Genomic DNA, 18,535 nt, shown 5'->3' on the forward strand with positions numbered 1-18,535 from the left:
CGCTAGCCTGTCTAGCAAATCTGTGCGGCGCTTCCCGTCAGATCACCGGCCGGCGAGATGCCGGTCGACGAGGTCGGCGACAGCGGGCAGGCCTTCGGCGCCGGCGAGGCCGCGCTCGCGGACGGCCGACACATCCACCCCCAGGCGTCCCACCGCGTCGGCGAAGTGCTCGATGTCCTTTCGCATGAGGCCCTGCAGGTGCGGTGCAATGTCGGGGGTGATCTGCTGCCCGAGCGCCCGGATCATGAAGCTACCGCCGCTGGAGGTGGCGAGCAGTTCGCGGAACGCCGCGACGTCGACGCCGATCGCATCGGCGATGCCGAGCACGTCTTCGGCGTTCTTGAGGTTCGTCATGGTCAGCGCGTTGTTCAGCAGCTTCGCCACCTGGCCGGCGCCCGGGCCGCCCATCCGGACGACCGACGACGAGAACGTGCCGAAGACGGGCTCGGCACGGGTGAACGCCTGCTCGTCGCCTCCGACGATGGTCGCGAGGGTGCGCGCCTCGGCACCGAAGCCGCCACCACTGACGGGGGCGTCGAGGAACTCGATGCCCCGCTCCGCCGCCTCCCGCGCGAAGCGGATGGCGGCATCCGGGTCGCCGGTTCCGTGGTTGACGAGGATGCTCCCCGGTCGCAAGGCGGCCAGCAGGCCCTGACGGCGCAGAACGTCCTCGACATCGGAGTCGTCTCGGAGCACCATCAGGACGAGGTCGCTGACAGCGCCCAGCACGGCCGGGCTCTCCTCGGCCGTGTAGGCGTGCCCCGCCAGGGCGTCGAGAGAGCTCTCCCGGCGCGCCCAGACGTGCAGGTCGAACGGCGAGTCCGCGATGGCGCGCGCCATCGGCGCTCCTTGGTCGCCGAGACCGATGAATCCGACGATCACAGCGACGCCATCTCGGTCGCGGCCTGCCAGAGGCGGTCGGCGTTGGTGCGGTCGAGCGCGTAGTCGGCCACCCCCGAGCCCCAGCCGTTGCCGTCGTGGACGACCTCGGCCTCCTGGTTGTCCTCGAAGTAGCGGCCGGTCACGCCGTCGAGCAGCGGAGACGTGGCGACGAGGATGCTGGTGGCCGCTCCCTGCGGGACCGACTTGTGGAGCTCCGGCGCGGTCTTCAAGCCCCCGGTGTGCTTCTGCAGGTTGGTGGCGATCGCACCGGGCATGACGGCGTTCACCGTGATGCCGTCGGCCGCCCAGCGCTCCGCGGCGGCGACGGCGAACAGCACGGACGCGGTCTTCGACTGCCCGTAGGCGAGCAGCGGGTCATAGGGACGGAACCGGAAGTTGATGTCGTCGAACACCACCGGCGAGATGAGGTGCCCGCTCGAACTCACGACGACGACGCGAGCGCCGTCCGCCGCCGCCAACGCGTCGTGCAGCCCGACGGTCAGCGCGAAGTGACCGAGGAAGTTGGTCGCGAACTGCAGTTCGACGCCATCGGCCGTGTACTGCTCGGGAGCGGCCATGATGCCGGCGTTGTCGACGAGGATGTCCAGCGGGCCGGTCCAGTTCTCGACGAACGCCCGGACCGAGGCGAGGTCGGCGACATCCAGCTGTGCGACGTGGACGTTCTCATTGCCGGTCTCGGTGCGGATCGTCGCGGCGACGGACTCGCCGGCGCTCGGGTTGCGGACGGCGAGGGTCACGTCGGCGCCGCGCAGTGCGAGGACACGAGCGGTCTCGATGCCGATTCCCGAGGACCCTCCGGTGACGACGGCACGCTTGCCGGTGAGGTCGACTCCGGCGGAGACCTCCTCGGCGGTGGAGGCGAAACCGAACGGGATGGTGGTGGTTGCCATGGGTGGAACTCCTTCTCAGAAGACAGCCCGGAGTGGGTTGTCGAGGGCTGGAACACCGACGAACGATCCCGCAATCCCCCTGGTCATGGGGCAGTTCTTCCTGGTATCGGGAGGGACAGGTTGAGCCCGCTCCGGGCCGTCGCACGAGGTTGTACCGTGAGCACATGGCCTCAGCCGACGACAACCGCCTCGGGGGATTCCTGCGGGCGCGCCGCGCCCAGCTGAGCCCCGCCGACGTCGGCCTGGAGTCGACGCCGCGCCGCCGCGTGTCCGGCCTGCGCCGCGAGGAGGTCGCGATGCTGGCCCGGATCAGCAGCGAGTACTACCTCCGGTTGGAGCAGGGACGCGTCCAGCACCCGTCCGACTCGGTGATCGTCGGCCTGGCGCGCGCCCTGCGGCTGGACGACGATGCGACCGCCTACCTGTTCCAGCTCGCCCGGCCGGCCGCAGCCCGACATCCTCCCGCGCGGGAGGCGGCACCCGAGGGCATCCGCCAGTTGCTGGACGCGTGGACGACCACGCCGGCCTATGTGCAGGGGCGGGTGCTCGACGTGCTCGCGTCCAACCGGATGGCGCGAGCGCTCTCGCCGATCTTCACCCCCGGTGTGAACCTGGTGCGCTCCGCCTTCCTCGACCCTGCGGTGAAGGCTCTGTACCGGGACTGGGACCGCACCGTCGCCGCCACCCTGGCCAGCCTGCGCTACGGCCTCGGTGGAGGAGACGAACGCGACGACCCGGCGGTCGGCGAACTGGTCAGCACGCTGACCGCCGAGAGTCCGCGGTTCGCCGAGCTCTGGTCGCAACACGACGTGAAGCCGAAGGGGCACGGGCGCTCGGTGCTCGAGCATCCACTCGTCGGACGGCTGGACCTCCGGTACGAGAAGCTCGCGGTCGCCTCCCCCGGCGTCGGGCAGTCCGTCGTGATCTACCACGCTGAACCCGGCAGCGTCACCGAGCGCCGGCTCGCCGAGCTGGCCGCCGCCTCAGTGGACGGCTAGGCGGGAACTCCGGCGCTCTCCTTCCCCGGGCCGCCCGCGCGGGCGGCATTGATCGCCTTCGAGAGGCTGTCGATGTCGACCGCTCCCTCGTGACGCTGGCCGTTGATGAAGTAGGTCGGAGTGCCCGCCGCACCGCTCGCCTCGGCGGAGGCGATGTCGGCGCGGACGCGGTCGGCGAAGGTGTGCGAGCGCAGGTCCTCGACGAACTGCTCGGGGTCGATGCCCACCTGCTCGGCGTAGCTCTCCAGGTCGCGGATGCCGAGACGGTCCTGGTTCGCCAGGAGCATGTCGTGCATCGGCCAGAAGGCGCCCTGCGCGCCCGCGGCTTCGGCCGCCTCCGCGGCGAGCAGCGCATTGGGGTGCACGTCGGTGAGCGGGAGGTGCCTCCACGCCACCGCGACATCGGGATGACGCTCCAGGAGCTCGCGCACCGTCGGCTCCCCGCGCTTGCAGAAGCCGCACTCGAAGTCCCCGTATTCGACGATCGTGACCGCCGGTTGCGAGGCGCCCCGCACGTGATCCGCCTGCTGGTCGATCGGGGCGAGCAGATCCAGGGTCGGGTCGGGGCGGCCGTTGAGCGCCTGCGTGCGCTTGTTCGACGGGATGAAGCGCACGCACTGGAAGACCAGCCAGGTCAGGACGGCCGAGCCGATGACCGAGAAGAAGATTCCGATCTTCGCCTCCGCGAGTTGAGGACCGGTGAGGACGATGCTCGCGATCAGCAGGGACACGGTGAAGCCGACTCCGGCGGCCGTCCCGCTGCCGAGGACCGACAGCCAGCCGACCTGTGGATGCACACGACCGCGTGTCACACGGCTCAGCAGCCACGAGCTCCCGACCACCGAGATGGGCTTGCCGAGGACGTAGCCGACGACGATGCCGATCGTGATCGCGCTGCTCGCCGAGCGGGCGAGGAGCTCCGGGGTGATCCGCACGCCCGCGTTGGCGAGCGCGAAGACGGGGACGACCACGTAACTGGTCCACGGGCTCAACCGGTAGAGGATGCGCTCGTTCTCGGACAGCGAGTCCGCCAGCCCTGCCGCGGCCGACAGCGCGAGTTCAGCGTTCGGGCTCTCCCGGTAGCTGCGCACCAGCCCGGTCGCCCGCTCCAGGTCCGCCCGCAGCGGGATGTACGCGGTCGTCGCCAGGCCGATGGCCAGCCCCGCGACGACAGGATCGACTCCGCTGAGCAGCAGGGCGAGCCACATGATCACGCCGAGGACGATCGCCAGATTCCGCCCGAGGGTGCGGTCCAGGCGCCGGACGACGATGATGCCGGCGAAGGCCAGCACGGCCACGATGACCGGCCCCATCGACACCGGTCCGCTGTAGAGGGCGGCGATGATGATCAGCGCGGCGACGTCGTCCACGACGAAGGCCGTCAGGAGGAACGTCCGCGTGCGCTTCGGGGCCTTCTTGGCCAGCAGAGTGAGGATGCCCAGTGCGAGTGCGGTGTCGGTCGACATCGCGACACCCCAGGCCCGGGCCGAATCCAGACCCTGGTTGATCAGCAGGTAGATGCCGACCGGCAGCGCCATCCCGACCAGCCCCACGGTGATCGGGAGGATGAGGCGCTTGCGCTCACGGAGGTCGCCGAGGTCGAACTCCCTCCGCGCTTCCAGCCCGACCGCCAGGAAGAACAGGGTCATCAGGCCGCTGTTCACCCAGGTCCGCAGGTCGTAGGAGAGGGTGAACTGTCCGAAGCTCACTCCGAGCGGCTGCTCCCAGAAGTCCTCGTAGCCCCCGATGTTCGCCCACACCAGTGCGACCACGACACCGGCCACCAGGAGCACGGAAGCCAGTGCGCCCGCTCGCAGAATGCCGTGGAAGGTCCGCTTCGGGTGCACCATCACGGTGCGGTCCTGCTCGCTGGGACGGGAATCCGGGGCAGCGGGCGGGTCCGACTGCAGTTGCGTCATCTCGGGTCGCTCAGCCGCCACATGCCTTGCAGGATACTCCCGCGGGCAGGAAGCCCGTCAGTCGTCGGACGCCCCGACCGGGAGTGCTCGCAGAAGCTCGAGGGCGGATTCCGACACGCTCTCCTCCGGGCGGAACACGACGAGGAGCATGCCGTCCGTCCCGGCGATCGGCGTCTTCTCGCGCGTCAGGCGCAACTGCCCGACGATGGGATGGTGCCACTCGCCGGTCGTGGACACCTGCGGGGCCGGAGCCTCGTCGGCCCACAGCCGCCGGAACCGCGCGCTCCGCACCGCGAGCTCTCCGATCAGGCACTGCAGGCCGGAGTCGCCGGGCTCACGCTCGGCGCGGTCGAGGAGGTGGCGCACCATCGACTCGGTCGCCTGCTCCCAGTCCCCCAGCCGCTCCCGCGCCTCCGTCCCCAGGAAGACCGAGCGGACGAGGTTGCTGCCGGGCGAGAAGCAGGACCCCAGCGCCCGGGCCTGGCCGTTGGAGCACAGGACGTCCATCAGTCGACCGACGACGAACGCGGGAGCCTGCATGCGCGCCACCGCCTCGCTCACCGGCTCCGGGACCAGCTCCGCGTTGGGTGTCGACGGATTCCAGGGCAGCCGGGGCAGTGCGGGCATGAGCGACGCTCCGCTCTTCAGGTAGGAGGCGAGCATGGCCTCCACTGCGTCGTGCGTCTCGACCGTCGTGCGGGCCGCGTCCAGCCGGTGTGCCCAGGCGATGATCTCGCTCTCGCGCCGCCAGGGACTCACTCGTATCCTCCTGCACTGGGAACGTTCTCAATGGAACGTTCGAACTATGCGGAAGTCGGGTCGACCGCGAGCCAGGATTGACCGTATGCGAAATTGGAACTCTAATCAAGGATGCGTTGCGCGACGCGCCGCTCATCTTCGCTGAAGCACCGCGAGGTCACCCGCGGACAATCCGGGTAACCCCGAACACCTCTCTTGTGACCAGCTCCGCGTCGCTGTGTCGCTCCTCCTCCAGGCAGCGCGCGAGCTCCTCATGCTGCCGGCGCGTGGTCGGCCAGTCGATGTCGGACCGTGGGGATGCGAGAAGCACGTTGTACCCCAGCGCGGTCGCGGACTGGTCCACCAGCCGTGCCAGCGGCCGGTTCGGACACAGCCGGGCCAGGTCGGCGTAGTACTCGCGGAGATGGGCGACGAGCGCATCCCAGTCGTCCGCATCCATCGCCCGGAGAGCCGCCCGCAGCCGCTGACCGAGCTCCTGCCGCTGGCCGCTGCTGAGCGCCGGCAGCGTGACGGCGGTCAGGCCGGCGACGAGGACCCCCACGGTCTGGAGCAGCATCGCCGCATCCTCCGGCCGCGGCGTGACCACGCGCGTGTGCGACTGCGGTGCCGTCTCGATGAAGCCCTCGAGGGTCAGCGCGAACAGCGCCTGCCGGATCGGGGTGCGCGAGATGCCCAGCCAGCTCTGCAGCTGGGCGTCGTCGAGCCGCTCCCCCGGCCTCAGCGATCCGTCCAGGATCGCATCCCGGATCGAATGATAGGCGCGGTCCCGCACCAGGCGCCGGGGCCGGCGGTCGTGCGGTTCATCCAGCGACGGAAGCGGCACTGTCTCCTCCAACAGAGCGACGGCCCATCGGGGTTCGGGCCGGGCATTCCGTCCACAATAGAAGACGCTGACTCAGTCGGCGGCGTCCGCCTCCTCGATCACCACCGCGCGCAGCGGCGACCCGTCGCCGCCCGCGATCGCGAGTGGCAGCCCGACGAAGTGCGGCGCCGCCGCGGTGATCCTGCCCAGGTTCGTGAGGTTCTCGATGATGAGTCCGCCCGCGGCGAGGAACACGTCGTGAAACGGCAGGCGCGGCGCCGCATCGTCGAGCGGGGTCTCGTCGGGATTCAGCGTGTCCACGCCCATCACCGTCACGCCCGCTCGGAGCAGCGCGACGGCGACCGACGCGTCGAGGAATGGATGGTCGAGGTACTCCGGTTCCCCGAAGCGGGTCGACCAGTCGGTGCGGAACAGCACGATCTCGCCGGGCCGGACGGCCGCGAGGTGCTCGCTCACCGCATCCACCTCGATCCGCGTCCGAGGCTCGAGGCCCGTCACCGGGATCACGCGGACCGGACCCATCAGGCGCCCGAGGTCGACGGTGTCGATCGTCGCGGCGCCGTCGATGGAGTGCGAGGGCGCATCCACGTGCGTGCCCGAGTGGCTTCCGAGTTCGAGGCTCATCACATGCACACCGACCTCCGGGATGGTCGCCGCGGTCCCGATGCGCACCTCCGGGTCGCCGGGGAAAACCGGCATCCCGGACCGGAGCGGATGGCTCAGGTCGATGATCCTGCCGCCGCGCGACGGCACGGCGCCGGTGGTCATCCTTGCTCCCGCGGGGAGAGGTGCTCGTGGACGGCCAGCCACGCGCCGTCGCGGCGCTGCATGACGATGGTCTCCCGTTCTAGCACCGTGGTCTGCCCGTCGCCGTCGGCGAGGTCCGTCGCGACGTCGTGCGAGAACACGGCCACGTCGTCGCCGAGCAGCTGCACCCGGCGCGCGGTCGAGCGGCAGGCGAGCACCTGGAAGCCCTCGGCCTCCCAGCCGTCCCACGCCGCCTCGTAATCGGCGCGCGACTCCAGGCGCGCCGGCGCGGTGTGGAGGAGGAACGTCGCGTCCTCCGCGAAGCCACGGAAGTACGCGTCGCGCCGGTGATGACCGAAGTCGTCGATGATGCGGTCGACCGCGTCCAGCACGTCCCGCTCGCTCATGCTTCCGTCTCCTGCGACGTCAGTGCGCCGGTCTGGGCGCGGCGTGCGTGCGCGCGGGCGGCGGAGGAGCGCTCGTCGAGGCGGACGGCGGGGATGACCCCGTCGCGTGCCCGAACACCGCGCGGACCGTTCGGCCCGAAGACGTAGCGCGGCTCCGGGAACACCGCCAGCAGCACCAGGTAGATGACGGCGGCGGCGACCACGCTCGACAGCAGGCTGAGGTCGATGCCCCCGGCGAGGTTGCTGAAGGGTCCCACGATGATCGGCGGGTAGTTCGCGAACAGCAGCCCGACGACCGCCGCGACGATCCAGGCGGTCATGCCGCGCCAGTTGACGCCGGCATTGAACCAGTAGCGTCCACCGGTCTCGCCGCGGTTGAAGACCTGCAGGTCGGAGGGGTCGTAGTAGCCGCGACGGACCAGGTATCCGATCGTCATGATCACCATCCACGGCGTGGTGGTGACGACGATCGCGCCGACGAACGCATTAACCGTGCCGAGCAGGTCGAACACCAGGCGCCCGACCAGGATGAAGACGAACGCGATGCTGCCGATGAAGATCGTGGCCTGCACGCGGCTGAAGCGCGGCACGACCGACGAGAAGTCGAGCCCGGTGCCGTACAGCGAGGTGGTGCCCGTCGACAGGCCGCCGATGAACGCGACCACCAGCAGGAGGAGCGCGTACCAGAGCGGCGAGGCCTGGATGAGCGACACGACGTAGTCGGACTTGCCGACGACCAGCGTGGCCGTCGCGACGCCGAACAGCAGCGGGATGAGCCCCAGCCCCTGACCGAGCACCGTCGCGCCGATCAGCTTGCGCGGCTTGGTCGGGCGCGGGATGTAGCGGGACCAGTCGCCGAGGAACGCACCGAAGGAGATCGGATTGGCCATGACGATCAGCGCCGCCGCGATGAAGGTCGGCCAGAAGGCGCCGCCGATCGCCAGGGACTTCGGACCCGGGTCGTACCCGGCGTCGAACACGCCCGCGTACGCCACCAGGGCGAGCAGGATCAGGATGGTGTTGGCGACGACGGCGACCTTGTTCACGAGCAGCATGAACTGGTAGCCGTAGACCACGACGATGATCACGATGAAGCCGATGATCGCGTAGATCCCGAGCCGCAGGCCCACCGAGTCGGGCACGCCGGCGAGCCGGGTCAGCGCGCCGACGATCGCGTCGCCGGAGACCCACACCGAGATCGAGTAGAACGCGATCGCGGTCAGCAGGGAGAGGAACGACCCGACCACACGTCCGCGGACACCGAACAGCGCCCCCGACGACACGGCATTGTTCGTGCCGGTCTTCGGCCCGAACAGGCCCATCGGCGCGAGGAACACGATCCCGACGGCGACGCCGAGGACGGTCGCTGCCACGGCCTGCCAGAAGGACAGCCCGAGCGCGATGGGGAACGTGCCGAGCAGGATGGTCGCGAACGTGTTCACGCCGCCGAACTGGATGCGGGCCAGGTCGACCCAGGTGGAGGTGCGGTCGGCGTCGGGGATCGTGTCGATGCCGTGCGCCTCCACATCCGTGATCTTCGGGCGCGGGTTCAGCGCAGGGGCGACGTCGTTGTCAGACATGCGTGTCTCTTTCATCGGGAAGGGGTGCTGGGGCGGTGCCCGCGGCGGCCTCGTGCTGCAGGGCCAGCAGCGAGACCAGGTCGTAGGCGAGGTGGGAGGCGGCGACGCCGGTGATCTCGGCGTGGTCGTAGGCGGGGGCGACCTCGACGACGTCGGCGCCGATCAGGTTGAGGCCGCGGAAGCCGCGGAGGATCTCGAGCAGCTCGCGGCTGGTGATGCCGCCGGCCTCCGGGGTGCCGGTGCCGGGTGCGTGCGCCGGGTCCATCACGTCGACGTCGATCGAGATGTAGAGGGGCCGGTCGCCGATGCGGTCGCGCAGCCGGTCGACCACCTCGTCCACGCCCTGACGGTAGACATCGGCGCTGGTGACGATGCCGAAGCCGAAGCGGCGGTCGTCCTCCAGGTCGCGCTTCCCGTAGAGCGGTCCGCGCGTGCCGACGTGGCTGAGCGCCTCCGTGTCGATGATCCCCTCTTCGAACGCGCGCCGGAACGGCGTCCCGTGGGTGTACTCGGCGCCGAAGTAGGTGTCCCACGTGTCCAGGTGCGCGTCGAAGTGCAGGAGCGCGACGGGTCCGTGGCGTTCGGCCGCGGCGCGCAGCAGCGGGAGCGAGATCGTGTGGTCGCCGCCCAGGGTGACCAGGCGCGTCCCGTCGGCCGTCAGGTCGAACGCGGCCGCCTGGATGGACTCGATGGCGTCGTTGATGTCGAACGGGTTCACCGCGATGTCGCCGGCGTCGGCGACCTGCGTCAGCTCGAACGGCGAGACGTCGAGGGCCGGGTTGTAGGGGCGCAGCAGCCGCGACGCCTCCCGGATGTGGTTCGGGCCGAAGCGAGCTCCTGAGCGATACGAGACGCCCGAGTCGAACGGGATGCCGGCGACGACGATGTCGGCGTGCTCGACCTGATCGCGGCGAGGGAGCCGGGCGAAGCCGTCCCGTCCCGCGTAGCGCGGGATCTTCGACGAGTCGACCGGGCCTACGTGGTGCGACATGCGCGCGCCCTCCTTGGTGCGTGTTGCCTATAACTGAACCTTTGTTGCGTGAGAGGCTACAACGGCCAGCGCTCCGAGGTCAATCCGGGATGTTCGAGCTACGGTGGTCGCATGCGACCGATGCCCCTCGAGCCGACCGACCGACGCGTGGCGATCGGTCCCCGGCTGCGCGCGGCGCGGCGCGCTCAGCAGCTCACGATCGACGAGGTGGCCCGGGTGACGGGGCTCACCAAGGGGTTCCTCTCCCGCGTCGAGCGGGACATGACCTCGCCCAGCGTGAGCTCCCTCATCAGCCTGTGCGATGTCCTCTCCATCCCGGTCGGGTCGCTGTTCGAAGAGCCGGATGTGCAGCTCGTCCCCGCGGGCGCCGGAGCGAAGATCAACCTGGGCGGTGTCGAGGTCGAGGAGCGCCTGCTCTCGCCGCGCACCGAGTCGCGCGTGCAGGTCATCCGCTCGGTGATCGCGCCGGGCGGCCACGGCGGGGAGGAGCTGTACGCGGTCGCCGCCGACGTGGACGTCCTCCACGTGCTCCGCGGCGAGGTCGAGGTGCGCTTCTCGGACCGGGAGTGGAAGCTGCAGGCGGGCGACACGCTCACCTTCAGCGGCCACGAGCCGCACAGCTGGACTGTGGTCTCCGACGACGGGGCCGAGGTGCTGTGGGTGCTGGTCCCGGCGCTCTGGAGCGCGTGAGCCGCTGGCGCTAGACTTCGCGTGTCCGACGACCTCGGGGTCGCCGGTGCTCGAAAAATGGGCACGAAGCGCCTGGCCGCGCGAGACACACACGGAATCCGTCACTCCGTCGTCTCGAAAGGCTCCGCCATGCCCTCCGTCTCCGCCCACGTCGCCGCCACTCTCGCCAGCCACGTCCAGCACGTCTTCGGCGTGATGGGCAACGGCAATGCGTACTTCCTCGACGCGCTGGTGCGTCAGAACGGGATCCACTACACCGCGATGCGCCACGAGGCCGGCGCGGTGGTCGCCGCCGACGCGTTCTACCGGGCCTCCGGTCGCCTCGCCGTCGCGAGCGCGACCTACGGCGCCGGCTTCACGAACACGCTCACAGCGCTGGCCGAGGCGGTGCAGGCGCACATCCCGCTCATCCTCGTCGTCGGCGACGAGCCCACTTCCGGGCCGCGACCGTGGGACGTCGACCAGATCGCGCTGGCGGCCGCCGTCGGCGCCCGCACCTACACGGTCGGCCGCGCCGATGCCGCCGCGACGACGGCGATCGCCGTCGAGCACGCCCTCACCTACCGGCTGCCCACCGTCCTGGCCATCCCGTACGACGTGGCGACCCGCGACGCCGGACCGGTGCCGGTCGCCCCCGAGCTCGCCCTCCCGGCGCCGCTCGCCCCGACCGACGCGTACGCGCTCGCGACGGTGGATGCGGTCGCCGCCGCTCTCGCCGGGGCCGAGCGCCCCTTCCTGCTGGCCGGCCGGGGCGCCTGGCTGGCCGGCGCCGGACCGGCCCTCGGCGAGCTTGCGGACGCGACCGGCGCCCTGACCGCCTCGACGGCGCTCGGCCGCGGAGTGTTCCCCGACGGCCGCTACGACCTGGGAGCGACGGGCGGCTTCGGCGCCGAGGAGGCGATGCGGCTGGTGCGCGAGGCTGATGTCGCCGTGGTGTTCGGCGCCTCCCTCAACCAGTTCACGATGCGCTTCGGCGCCCTCTTCGCGCCCGGCACCCACGTCGTCCAGGTGGATGTGGCCCCCACCGCGACGCACCCGCACGTCGGCACTTACCTGCGCGGCGACGCCGCGGTGGTCGCCGGCCGACTGGTCGAGGGGCTGCGGGCCCGCGACGCGCGCGCCAGCGGCTGGCGCGAATCCATCGACGTCGCCGCGGCGCGCACGCAGGAAGCAGGCGCACCGCTGGCCGACGACGGACGCCTGGACCCGCGCTCGGCCGCCGCGCGCATCGCGGAGCTGCTTCCCGAGGACAGGGTCGTCGTCTCGGACGGCGGTCACTTCATCGGCTGGGCGAACATGTACTGGCCGGTCGCCTCGCCCGAACGGATGATCATGGTCGGCACCGCCTACCAGTCCATCGGCCTCGGCTTCCCCAGCGTTGCGGGCGCCGCCCTGGCCCGCCCGGAGGCGACCGTCGTGCTCACCACCGGCGACGGAGGCGGCCTGATGGCGTTGTCCGACCTGGAGTCGGCGGTCCGCGTGGCCGGAGGCCGCGGGCTCGCCGTCGTCTGGAACGACGCCGCCTACGGCGCCGAGGTCAACCTCTACGGACTGAAGGGTCTCGCACAGGAGCCGATGCGCATCCCCGAGGTCGACTTCGCCGGCCTCGCGCGCGCCGTCGGGGCGGAGGCGGTCACGGTCCGGGAGCTCGCCGACCTCGATGTCCTCGCCGACTGGACGCAGCGTCCGGCTGACGAGCGGCCCTTCCTGCTGCTCGACCTGCGCATCTCCGGGACGGTGGTCGCGCCGTACCAGGAGGAGATCATCCGGGTGAACAGCTGAGGCGCTACGCGCGTCCCTCCTGAAGGCGGGCGATCTCGGCACGCGCCGCCTGCACGAGCTCGTCGTTCGTGTGCGCGTGCCCCCACAGCCCCCAGCCGCCGGGCGCGGCCTCCGTCAGCAGCACCCAGGTGCGATCGGCGAGGGATTCGTCGCCTGCGGCCTCCGCGACGAGCGCGGTCAGCCGCTGCACGACCGCGAGCTGCTTGTCCCGGTCCAGCGCGCCGGCGTTCGTCAGCACCTGGACGCGGACGTGATCGCTCCGGCCGTCCACATCCGACAGGTGGGACTCGGGGAGCTCGTGGACGAACGCCGCGGTGTTGTTCCGGAACATGGGGATGTCGGGCACCCCTTCCACCTCCTTCACCGTGGCCGCGGCTGACGTCGCGAGGGCGTGGGGGTCGGCGAAGGTACCGGCGGGCGCGTAGAGGTCAATCATCGGCACGGCGGAGTCCACATCTGTTCGAGGGGAAGAAGGAGTAGCTCCGACTCTCGCAGTCGCGTGCATTATGATCAACGTCATAATCGACGAGGAGGGCCGGATGGACGACACCCGCGACCGGATGCTGGATGGCGCCATCCGACTGCTCGCCACGGACGGAGTGCGCGGAGCCTCCCTCGGAAAGATGCTCGCGGCGACCGGCGCCCCGCGCGGTTCGATCTACCACCACTTCCCCGGCGGACGCGACCAGCTGTTCAGCGAAGCGCTCGAACGCACGACCGGCAGGCACGACCGCTGGGTCGAGGCCCACGCCGGGCCGACGGCGGAGAGCGTCGCGGCGGCGTTCCTCGACTTCTGGAAGGCCGTGCTCGAGGGCTCCCGGTTCGAGTCGGGGTGTCCGGTGCTCGCCGTCGCCGTGTCCGCCCCCGACGGGCAGCTGTTCGACAAGGCCGGGTCGGTGTTCGCGTCATCGATGGACCACCTCGCCGCGCTGTTCGAGGAGCGCGGCGTCCCGCGCGCGGACGCCGCCGACTTCGCCACGGTGCTCGTCGCGTCCGCGGAAGGGGCCGTGGTGCTCGCGCGGCTGCAGCGCAGCCTGCGCCCGCTGGAGCTGGTGGCCGGCACGCTGCTGGCCCGTGCGCGCGAGTTGGATGCGTCGCCGCCCGGCACCGCGCGCGGATGAAGCCTGTTCCGACGGGCCTGCGGAGGAGCAGAATGACCCCGTTCGCACCATCCCTCCGGAAGGAGCGCCCATGTCCGCATCCGCCACCGTGGCGAGTCCCAGCGAGAGCCTTCGCCGTCGATCGCGCGAGGCCCTGAGCGCCCTCGCCCTTCAGTTCCTGCTCGGGATGGCCGCGAACCTCATCGGTGAACCCGACGGCGGCTTCGTCGCCGTCGTCGACACGATCATCATCATCCTGCACATCCTGATCGCGATCGGGCTGGTCGTCGTCGCCGTCCGGGTGCTGCTCGCTGCGCGACAGGCCGGGGTCGGCCAGCGGCTGGCGCTGTGGGGGCTCGTCGTCATCTCGCTCACGTTCCTCGCCGGCGTCGCCACCGTCGTCTTCGGCAGCGACTGGGCGTCCTACCTGATGGCCTGCGGCTTCCTGGTCGCGGCCGCGCTCTACGGCGGGACGTTCATCGCCTCCTACGGCGGCTCCCGGCAGCGCCAGGCCACGTGACCGAAGGAACCGACCTCACCGAATACCGGGTGCGTCCTCTCGACGAGGACACCTGGGACGCTTTCGTCGCCCTGTGCGACCGGCACAGCGGCGGGGGTTTCGGCGGGTGCTACTGCACCTGGTTCCACCGGGAGAAGCACGCGGCGCCGACGGCCGAGTCGCAGGCGCGGCCCGCCTCCTTCACCCGCGACTTCAAGCACGAGCTGGTCACCGCCGGCCGAGCGCACGCGGCCCTCGTGTTCGACGGAGACGCGGCCGTCGGCTGGGCGCAGTACGGACCGCCCTCCGAGCTCCCCGGCATCAATCACCGCAGGGAGGTCGAGTCGTCGGGCGACCCCCTCCCCGATTGGCGCATCACGTGCGTCTTCGTGGATCGCCGCGAGCGGCATCGCGGGGTCGCCCACGTCGCCGTCGCCGGCGCGCTGGAGCTCATCGCCGAGGCGGGCGGCGGCACCGTGGAGAGCTACCCGCAGGATGTCGGCGAGAAGCCGGTCTCGTCGACGTTCCTCTACAACGCCACCCGGAGCGTGTTCGAGCAGGCCGGATTCGAGTACGTGCGTGCGAAGGGCAAGAACCACTGCATCGTGCGGATCACCCTGCCGGCCGCCTGATCGGCGGGTTCACGCCCGGTCGTGAAGCGTGATGTGGTACCCGTCGGGGTCGGCGAAGGTGAAGGTGCGACCGAAGGGTCCGTCGATCGGCGCCGACACGATCGGCAGGCCGTCCGCGACCAGCGCGTCATGGATCTCCTGGACGTCGGTCGCGTGCAGCCAGACGGCGGCGCCGATCCCCGGCTGAGCGACGGATGCGAGGTCGGTGCCGGGCGCGATGTCGCGGACGGCGAACGCGATCGGCTTCGTCTCGAAGACGACCGCGTGCGGCGGGCCGGCCGGGGAGCGGACGAGGCCGAGGTACTGCTCGTAGAACGCCTGCGATGCGGCGAGGTCGCGCACTTGCAGGGACAGGAAATCGGGGCCGGTTGCGGGCATGGTCAAACTCCTTCATCGCGTGTCAGCTTTCTGACACGACCAGGCTATGTCAGAATACTGACATGAGTCAAGACGCGGCTGTCGATCTGGAGACCTCGCTCGGCTACCTGCTGAAGGAGGCATCGAGCGCGCTCCGGACGGCCATGGAGGAGGTGCTGCGACCGCTCGGGATGAGCGTGACGCACTACTCGTGTCTGGAGCTGCTGGCCCAGCGGCCCGGCCTGTCCAACTCCGAGCTGGCCCGCGGCGCCTTCGTGACTCGGCAGACGATGAATGTGCTGCTCCAGGCCCTGGAGCGAGACGGCGAGGTGACACGGCCCACGGCGGCGCCCGTGGGCAAGGCCCTCCCGACGCGCCTCACGCCGCGCGGCAGGCGCAACCTCGAGCAGGCGAGCGCCGCGGTCCGATCGGTCGAGCTCAAGATGCTGTCCGGAATGTCAGCGGACGAGCAGACCGCTGCCTTCCGCGCGCTGCGAAGCATGATCGTCGCCCTGCGCGACGACGCGTGATGGACGCTTCCGCGGGCTACGCCGTGAACTCCCCGGCGAGCAGCGACCACACCTGCTTGTCGTAGAACACGCCACCGACCGGCCACGCCTCGCGCAGCACACCGTCCAGCGTCATCCCCAGGCGACGGGCGACCGCGGAGCTGCGATCGTTGTCGCTGCGGCAGCGCCACTCCGCCCGGTGCATCCCGCGCTCCTCCAACGCATACGCGAGCAGCTCGCGCACCGCGCCGGTGATGTGGCCCTTCCCCTCGGCGCCCGGCTCGAGCCAGCATCCGACCTCGAACGAGCGCGTCCCCGTCGAGAACTCGACGAACATGACGCCGCCGACGAGGACTCCGTCGTCCCAGATCCCGTAGATGCCGGCGCCGTCCCGGGCCGCCCGGTCGGCGTAGCGGCCCAGCGTCGCGCGCGCGCCATCCACGTCGGTCGTGACGAAGGAGGGCCCCACCCAGGGGCGGATGTGCTCACGGGCGCGGTCGATGTGGGCTGCGAACTCCTCCGCCCGCCACGGTTCCAGCGGGCGCAGTTCACCACCCGAGGTCAGCGTCTTGGAGAACATGGGCACACGCTACACGGCGAGTGCCTGCGCCCCGCGCCACGTCGCGTCAGGCGGGAAGGTCGAGGACGTACGTCTGCAGCTCGAGTTCGCGGCCGTCGGGAAGCACCAGCGTCTCTTCGCGCTCCGAGCGGCGCGAGAAGCCGAGCTTGCGGTAGAGCGCGTGGGCGCCCAGCATGTCGGGCCCGCTGTTCAGGACCACGACCCGGTCGCCGCGCCGGGAGGCCTCGTCCATGGCGAACCGCGTCAGCTCCGCTCCCACACCGCGCCCGCGTGCGGAGGGATGGGTGGCCAGCAGCCGGAAGTACAGCTCGCCTGGGCGGATGTGGCCGCCGAAGGTCTGACCCGGCCGCAGCAGGGCGATGGTTCCGACGAGTTCGCCGCTGTCCGCATCCTCTGCGACGAACACGTCGAAGGCGTCGAGGAGCGCCTCGGGGTGCTTGAGCTCCTCGCGGTAGCCCGCCGGAAGGTCGTCGTAGTCGTGTGTGTAGGCCGCGTGCGTCAGCTCGCCGATCGCGGGGTACTCGGTCGGGGCCGCGGGACGGATGCGGATCGTGGATGCGCGGGCGGTGTCGGTCATGATGGTCCCATTCTCGCAGCGCAACGCGGTGCACTGTCGCCCGGCGCCCTCGGGCAGTCCTAGGGTGAGGGCATGTCGCCGAGAATCGCGAACGTGACCTTCTTCGCCGAGAACCCCGTCGCCCTCGCCCGCTTCTGGAGTGCGGTCATGGGATACCCCGAGTCCGTGTTCTCCGAGGAGGAGATCGCCGAACTGAAGTCGGCCGGGCTGACGGACGAGGACATCGCCGGCCGCGGGCTGGCATGGGACGGGGATCCGTCCCACCAGCGCTTCTACTTCACTCGCTATCGGCATGAGCGCCGCCAGCGCAATCGGATGCACATCGACATCACGCCCTCCGCCCCGGGCGTCCACGCGACCCGCGCCGAAGTGGAGGCCGAGCGCGACAGGCTCATCGGGCTGGGCGCGACCGTCGAGAAGGTGCTGGACGGCGCCTGGGGCCCGTACAAGGAGTTCGCGATCATGATGCGCGATCCCGAGGGCAACGAGTTCTGCCTCCAGTGACCTCGGGCTAGGACCTCCCCAGGAACGGGTCGATCGCCTCCCAGGTCGCCTCGGGCGCTTCGAGATGCGGCAGGTGCCCGGCTTCCGGGATCTCTACGAAGAGGGCGCCGGGGATGGCGCGACCTATGGCGCGCCCGTACGCCGGGGTGACCACCCGGTCGCTGGCGCCCCACACCACGAGGGTGGGGACGCTCACCCGGTGCAGCCGGCCGAGCAGCTCGGGGTCGCTCATCCCGCGGCCCGCGATCGCGGCCATGGTCCGTCCGTTGGACGCCTGCGTCTCCCGCTGCTCGTCGGTGAAGGCCGCCGGATCCCGGTATCCCCGGTCCGGGTCGTGCCAGGCGGCCTCTGCGAGACCGCGGGCATCCAGAGAGAAGAAGTCCACGATCGGTTCGTCCTCGACGACCACGCCGACCCCGTCGATGACGACGAGGCCACCGATCACGCCTGCGTACCGATCGTCATCCGCTGCCGCCTGCACCGCCATCTCCAGCGCGATCCAGCCGCCGATCGAGGACCCGACCAGGACGACATCCCGTTCACCACGCTCGCGCAGCAGGGCCAGGTAGGCAGCCGCCAGGTCGGCGACCGAGGCGATCGAGTCGGGAAGAGCGGTGCCCTCCCATCCGGGATGCGTCGGTGCGGTCGCATGCATGGTCGCCGCGAGGTGCCCCACGATCGGCGCGATCGTCTGCGGTCCCCCGCCGCCGTGCAGCACGAGCGCGGGGCGCGCGCCTGGGTCGCCCGCCGCCTGGACGGGAAGGTCGGCAAGGACGGTGGTCGTCATGACGCACTCCTAAATCAACATATTTAGATAAAGATGTTGATACAGTAGCACCATGCCGACGGATCTCGAAGCGCTCGGACTGGCGGTCAAGCGGGCGCAGTACCGGAATCACCGCACCATGGACACCGCGCTGCACGAAGTCGGCGTCAGCCTGGTGCAGTGGGATGCGCTCCGCGCCATCGACCGGATGCCCGGGGCCTCCGGCCACGACCTGGCCGCGGCGACCTTCCAGAGCGATCAGGCGTTCGGCACGCTCGCGACTCGGCTGGTCGACCGCGGACTCATCGTCCGCTCGACGAGCCGCGGCCGCCGTCTCGAGCACACGCTGACCGAATCCGGTCGGGCGACCCTCGAGGCCGGGCACCGGATCGCATCCACCGTGCTGCCGGAGCTGTTCGCACCCCTCGACGAGGACGAGCGCTCGGCACTCCACCGGGCGCTCCTGGCGCTCACGGGAGAACCCTCCGTTTCCCGGAAGGACTGACCCCGAATCATCGGGCG

23 protein-coding genes are annotated in these 18,535 nt (G+C 70.7%); 9 read left to right on the forward strand and 14 right to left on the reverse strand.

Going from position 1 to position 18,535, the window contains the following annotated elements:
* Positions 1-42 precede the first annotated feature (42 nt).
* Positions 43-882: an NAD(P)-dependent oxidoreductase gene (locus tag QRN40_RS03910; RefSeq protein WP_285114175.1), complete on the reverse strand. Its 840-nt coding sequence runs from the start codon at positions 880-882 to the stop codon at positions 43-45.
* Positions 879-1,793, reverse strand: coding sequence for an SDR family NAD(P)-dependent oxidoreductase (locus QRN40_RS03915; protein WP_285114176.1), 915 nt, complete (start codon positions 1,791-1,793; stop codon positions 879-881). The genes QRN40_RS03910 and QRN40_RS03915 overlap by 4 nt, the downstream gene beginning before the upstream one ends.
* Before the next feature lie 164 nt (positions 1,794-1,957).
* Here QRN40_RS03915 and QRN40_RS03920 point away from each other — a divergent pair, with 164 nt between their 5' ends.
* Positions 1,958-2,791: a helix-turn-helix transcriptional regulator gene (locus QRN40_RS03920; protein WP_285114177.1), complete on the forward strand. Its 834-nt coding sequence runs from the start codon at positions 1,958-1,960 to the stop codon at positions 2,789-2,791.
* On the opposite strand, the gene QRN40_RS03925 is transcribed toward QRN40_RS03920, so the two are convergent.
* The 7 genes from QRN40_RS03925 to speB all read right to left on the reverse strand — a co-directional run bounded on the left by QRN40_RS03925 (position 2,788) and on the right by speB (position 10,017).
* Positions 2,788-4,710 carry a Na+/H+ antiporter NhaA gene (locus QRN40_RS03925; protein ID WP_285114178.1) on the reverse strand — a complete coding sequence of 641 codons (1,923 nt, stop codon included), beginning with the start codon at positions 4,708-4,710 and terminating at the stop codon, positions 2,788-2,790. The genes QRN40_RS03920 and QRN40_RS03925 overlap by 4 nt on opposite strands.
* A gap of 57 nt (positions 4,711-4,767) precedes the next feature.
* A complete protein-coding gene (locus tag QRN40_RS03930; protein ID WP_285114179.1) occupies positions 4,768-5,469 on the reverse strand; it encodes an MmyB family transcriptional regulator in 702 nt (233 codons plus the stop codon).
* Between the two features lie 157 nt (positions 5,470-5,626).
* Positions 5,627-6,292 carry a GntR family transcriptional regulator gene (locus tag QRN40_RS03935; protein WP_285114180.1) on the reverse strand — a complete coding sequence of 222 codons (666 nt, stop codon included), beginning with the start codon at positions 6,290-6,292 and terminating at the stop codon, positions 5,627-5,629.
* Between the two features lie 72 nt (positions 6,293-6,364).
* On the reverse strand, positions 6,365-7,060 hold the full coding sequence (locus QRN40_RS03940; RefSeq protein WP_285114181.1) for a cyclase family protein: 696 nt from the start codon (positions 7,058-7,060) through the stop codon (positions 6,365-6,367).
* Positions 7,057-7,446 (reverse strand): nuclear transport factor 2 family protein, encoded by a 390-nt coding sequence (locus QRN40_RS03945; RefSeq protein ID WP_285114182.1) that lies wholly within the window; start codon positions 7,444-7,446, stop codon positions 7,057-7,059. The genes QRN40_RS03940 and QRN40_RS03945 overlap by 4 nt, the downstream gene beginning before the upstream one ends.
* Positions 7,443-9,026, reverse strand: coding sequence for a purine-cytosine permease family protein (locus QRN40_RS03950; RefSeq protein ID WP_285114183.1), 1,584 nt, complete (start codon positions 9,024-9,026; stop codon positions 7,443-7,445). Before QRN40_RS03950 ends, QRN40_RS03945 begins: the two co-directional genes overlap by 4 nt.
* Entirely contained in the window at positions 9,019-10,017 is a 999-nt protein-coding gene (speB, locus tag QRN40_RS03955; RefSeq protein WP_285114184.1) for an agmatinase, read from the reverse strand. The genes QRN40_RS03950 and speB overlap by 8 nt, the downstream gene beginning before the upstream one ends.
* 111 nt (positions 10,018-10,128) lie before the next feature.
* Between speB and QRN40_RS03960 the strand changes: the two genes are divergently transcribed.
* Complete coding sequence (locus QRN40_RS03960) at positions 10,129-10,707, forward strand: helix-turn-helix domain-containing protein (RefSeq protein WP_285114185.1); 579 nt, start codon at positions 10,129-10,131, stop codon at positions 10,705-10,707.
* Between the two features lie 129 nt (positions 10,708-10,836).
* Entirely contained in the window at positions 10,837-12,489 is a 1,653-nt protein-coding gene (locus QRN40_RS03965) for a thiamine pyrophosphate-binding protein (protein WP_285114186.1), read from the forward strand.
* Positions 12,490-12,493: 4 nt separating this feature from the next.
* Here the strand turns inward: QRN40_RS03965 and QRN40_RS03970 are convergent, their stop codons facing one another.
* Positions 12,494-12,931 (reverse strand): tautomerase family protein, encoded by a 438-nt coding sequence (locus tag QRN40_RS03970; protein WP_285114187.1) that lies wholly within the window; start codon positions 12,929-12,931, stop codon positions 12,494-12,496.
* A 97-nt stretch (positions 12,932-13,028) separates the two neighbouring features.
* Between QRN40_RS03970 and QRN40_RS03975 the strand changes: the two genes are divergently transcribed.
* The 3 genes from QRN40_RS03975 (at position 13,029) to QRN40_RS03985 (ending at position 14,720) form a co-directional block, all read left to right on the forward strand.
* Complete coding sequence (locus QRN40_RS03975; RefSeq protein WP_285114188.1) at positions 13,029-13,610, forward strand: TetR/AcrR family transcriptional regulator; 582 nt, start codon at positions 13,029-13,031, stop codon at positions 13,608-13,610.
* Between the two features lie 70 nt (positions 13,611-13,680).
* Positions 13,681-14,109, forward strand: a complete 429-nt coding sequence (locus QRN40_RS03980) for a hypothetical protein (protein ID WP_285114189.1) — start codon at positions 13,681-13,683, stop codon at positions 14,107-14,109.
* Positions 14,106-14,720 (forward strand): GNAT family N-acetyltransferase, encoded by a 615-nt coding sequence (locus QRN40_RS03985; protein WP_285114190.1) that lies wholly within the window; start codon positions 14,106-14,108, stop codon positions 14,718-14,720. Before QRN40_RS03980 ends, QRN40_RS03985 begins: the two co-directional genes overlap by 4 nt.
* Positions 14,721-14,729: 9 nt before the next feature.
* On the opposite strand, the gene QRN40_RS03990 is transcribed toward QRN40_RS03985, so the two are convergent.
* Complete coding sequence (locus QRN40_RS03990; protein ID WP_285114191.1) at positions 14,730-15,098, reverse strand: VOC family protein; 369 nt, start codon at positions 15,096-15,098, stop codon at positions 14,730-14,732.
* A gap of 62 nt (positions 15,099-15,160) precedes the next feature.
* Here QRN40_RS03990 and QRN40_RS03995 point away from each other — a divergent pair, with 62 nt between their 5' ends.
* Positions 15,161-15,607: a MarR family winged helix-turn-helix transcriptional regulator gene (locus QRN40_RS03995; RefSeq protein WP_285114192.1), complete on the forward strand. Its 447-nt coding sequence runs from the start codon at positions 15,161-15,163 to the stop codon at positions 15,605-15,607.
* A 16-nt stretch (positions 15,608-15,623) separates the two neighbouring features.
* On the opposite strand, the gene QRN40_RS04000 is transcribed toward QRN40_RS03995, so the two are convergent.
* Complete coding sequence (locus QRN40_RS04000; RefSeq protein ID WP_285114193.1) at positions 15,624-16,166, reverse strand: GNAT family N-acetyltransferase; 543 nt, start codon at positions 16,164-16,166, stop codon at positions 15,624-15,626.
* A gap of 46 nt (positions 16,167-16,212) precedes the next feature.
* Positions 16,213-16,743 carry a GNAT family N-acetyltransferase gene (locus QRN40_RS04005; protein ID WP_285114195.1) on the reverse strand — a complete coding sequence of 177 codons (531 nt, stop codon included), beginning with the start codon at positions 16,741-16,743 and terminating at the stop codon, positions 16,213-16,215.
* A gap of 72 nt (positions 16,744-16,815) precedes the next feature.
* Here QRN40_RS04005 and QRN40_RS04010 point away from each other — a divergent pair, with 72 nt between their 5' ends.
* Entirely contained in the window at positions 16,816-17,247 is a 432-nt protein-coding gene (locus QRN40_RS04010) for a VOC family protein (RefSeq protein ID WP_285114196.1), read from the forward strand.
* 7 nt (positions 17,248-17,254) lie between these two features.
* Here the strand turns inward: QRN40_RS04010 and QRN40_RS04015 are convergent, their stop codons facing one another.
* Positions 17,255-18,034: an alpha/beta fold hydrolase gene (locus tag QRN40_RS04015; protein ID WP_285114197.1), complete on the reverse strand. Its 780-nt coding sequence runs from the start codon at positions 18,032-18,034 to the stop codon at positions 17,255-17,257.
* Between the two features lie 52 nt (positions 18,035-18,086).
* Here QRN40_RS04015 and QRN40_RS04020 point away from each other — a divergent pair, with 52 nt between their 5' ends.
* Complete coding sequence (locus QRN40_RS04020; protein ID WP_285114198.1) at positions 18,087-18,518, forward strand: MarR family winged helix-turn-helix transcriptional regulator; 432 nt, start codon at positions 18,087-18,089, stop codon at positions 18,516-18,518.
* The last annotated feature ends 17 nt before the right edge of the window (positions 18,519-18,535 follow it).

This window comes from Leifsonia sp. fls2-241-R2A-40a (genome assembly GCF_030209575.1).
In the GTDB taxonomy this organism is placed as follows: domain Bacteria; phylum Actinomycetota; class Actinomycetes; order Actinomycetales; family Microbacteriaceae; genus Leifsonia.

What these genes read in the sequence shown, in the direction of transcription:
- QRN40_RS04010 (WP_285114196.1), top strand. Translation starts at nt 16,816, where the DNA reads ATGTCGCCGAGAATCGCGAACGTGACCTTCTTCGCCGAGAACCCCGTC.
- QRN40_RS03925 (WP_285114178.1), bottom strand. Translation starts at nt 4,710, where the DNA reads ATGACGCAACTGCAGTCGGACCCGCCCGCTGCCCCGGATTCCCGTCCC.
- QRN40_RS04015 (WP_285114197.1), bottom strand. Translation starts at nt 18,034, where the DNA reads ATGACGACCACCGTCCTTGCCGACCTTCCCGTCCAGGCGGCGGGCGAC.
- QRN40_RS03965 (WP_285114186.1), top strand. Translation starts at nt 10,837, where the DNA reads ATGCCCTCCGTCTCCGCCCACGTCGCCGCCACTCTCGCCAGCCACGTC.
- QRN40_RS03995 (WP_285114192.1), top strand. Translation starts at nt 15,161, where the DNA reads ATGAGTCAAGACGCGGCTGTCGATCTGGAGACCTCGCTCGGCTACCTG.
- QRN40_RS03915 (WP_285114176.1), bottom strand. Translation starts at nt 1,793, where the DNA reads ATGGCAACCACCACCATCCCGTTCGGTTTCGCCTCCACCGCCGAGGAG.
- QRN40_RS03990 (WP_285114191.1), bottom strand. Translation starts at nt 15,098, where the DNA reads ATGCCCGCAACCGGCCCCGATTTCCTGTCCCTGCAAGTGCGCGACCTC.
- QRN40_RS03940 (WP_285114181.1), bottom strand. Translation starts at nt 7,060, where the DNA reads ATGACCACCGGCGCCGTGCCGTCGCGCGGCGGCAGGATCATCGACCTG.
- speB (WP_285114184.1), bottom strand. Translation starts at nt 10,017, where the DNA reads ATGTCGCACCACGTAGGCCCGGTCGACTCGTCGAAGATCCCGCGCTAC.
- QRN40_RS03920 (WP_285114177.1), top strand. Translation starts at nt 1,958, where the DNA reads ATGGCCTCAGCCGACGACAACCGCCTCGGGGGATTCCTGCGGGCGCGC.
- QRN40_RS04020 (WP_285114198.1), top strand. Translation starts at nt 18,087, where the DNA reads ATGCCGACGGATCTCGAAGCGCTCGGACTGGCGGTCAAGCGGGCGCAG.
- QRN40_RS03960 (WP_285114185.1), top strand. Translation starts at nt 10,129, where the DNA reads ATGCGACCGATGCCCCTCGAGCCGACCGACCGACGCGTGGCGATCGGT.
- QRN40_RS03975 (WP_285114188.1), top strand. Translation starts at nt 13,029, where the DNA reads ATGGACGACACCCGCGACCGGATGCTGGATGGCGCCATCCGACTGCTC.
- QRN40_RS04000 (WP_285114193.1), bottom strand. Translation starts at nt 16,166, where the DNA reads ATGTTCTCCAAGACGCTGACCTCGGGTGGTGAACTGCGCCCGCTGGAA.
- QRN40_RS04005 (WP_285114195.1), bottom strand. Translation starts at nt 16,743, where the DNA reads ATGACCGACACCGCCCGCGCATCCACGATCCGCATCCGTCCCGCGGCC.
- QRN40_RS03945 (WP_285114182.1), bottom strand. Translation starts at nt 7,446, where the DNA reads ATGAGCGAGCGGGACGTGCTGGACGCGGTCGACCGCATCATCGACGAC.
- QRN40_RS03980 (WP_285114189.1), top strand. Translation starts at nt 13,681, where the DNA reads ATGTCCGCATCCGCCACCGTGGCGAGTCCCAGCGAGAGCCTTCGCCGT.
- QRN40_RS03950 (WP_285114183.1), bottom strand. Translation starts at nt 9,026, where the DNA reads ATGTCTGACAACGACGTCGCCCCTGCGCTGAACCCGCGCCCGAAGATC.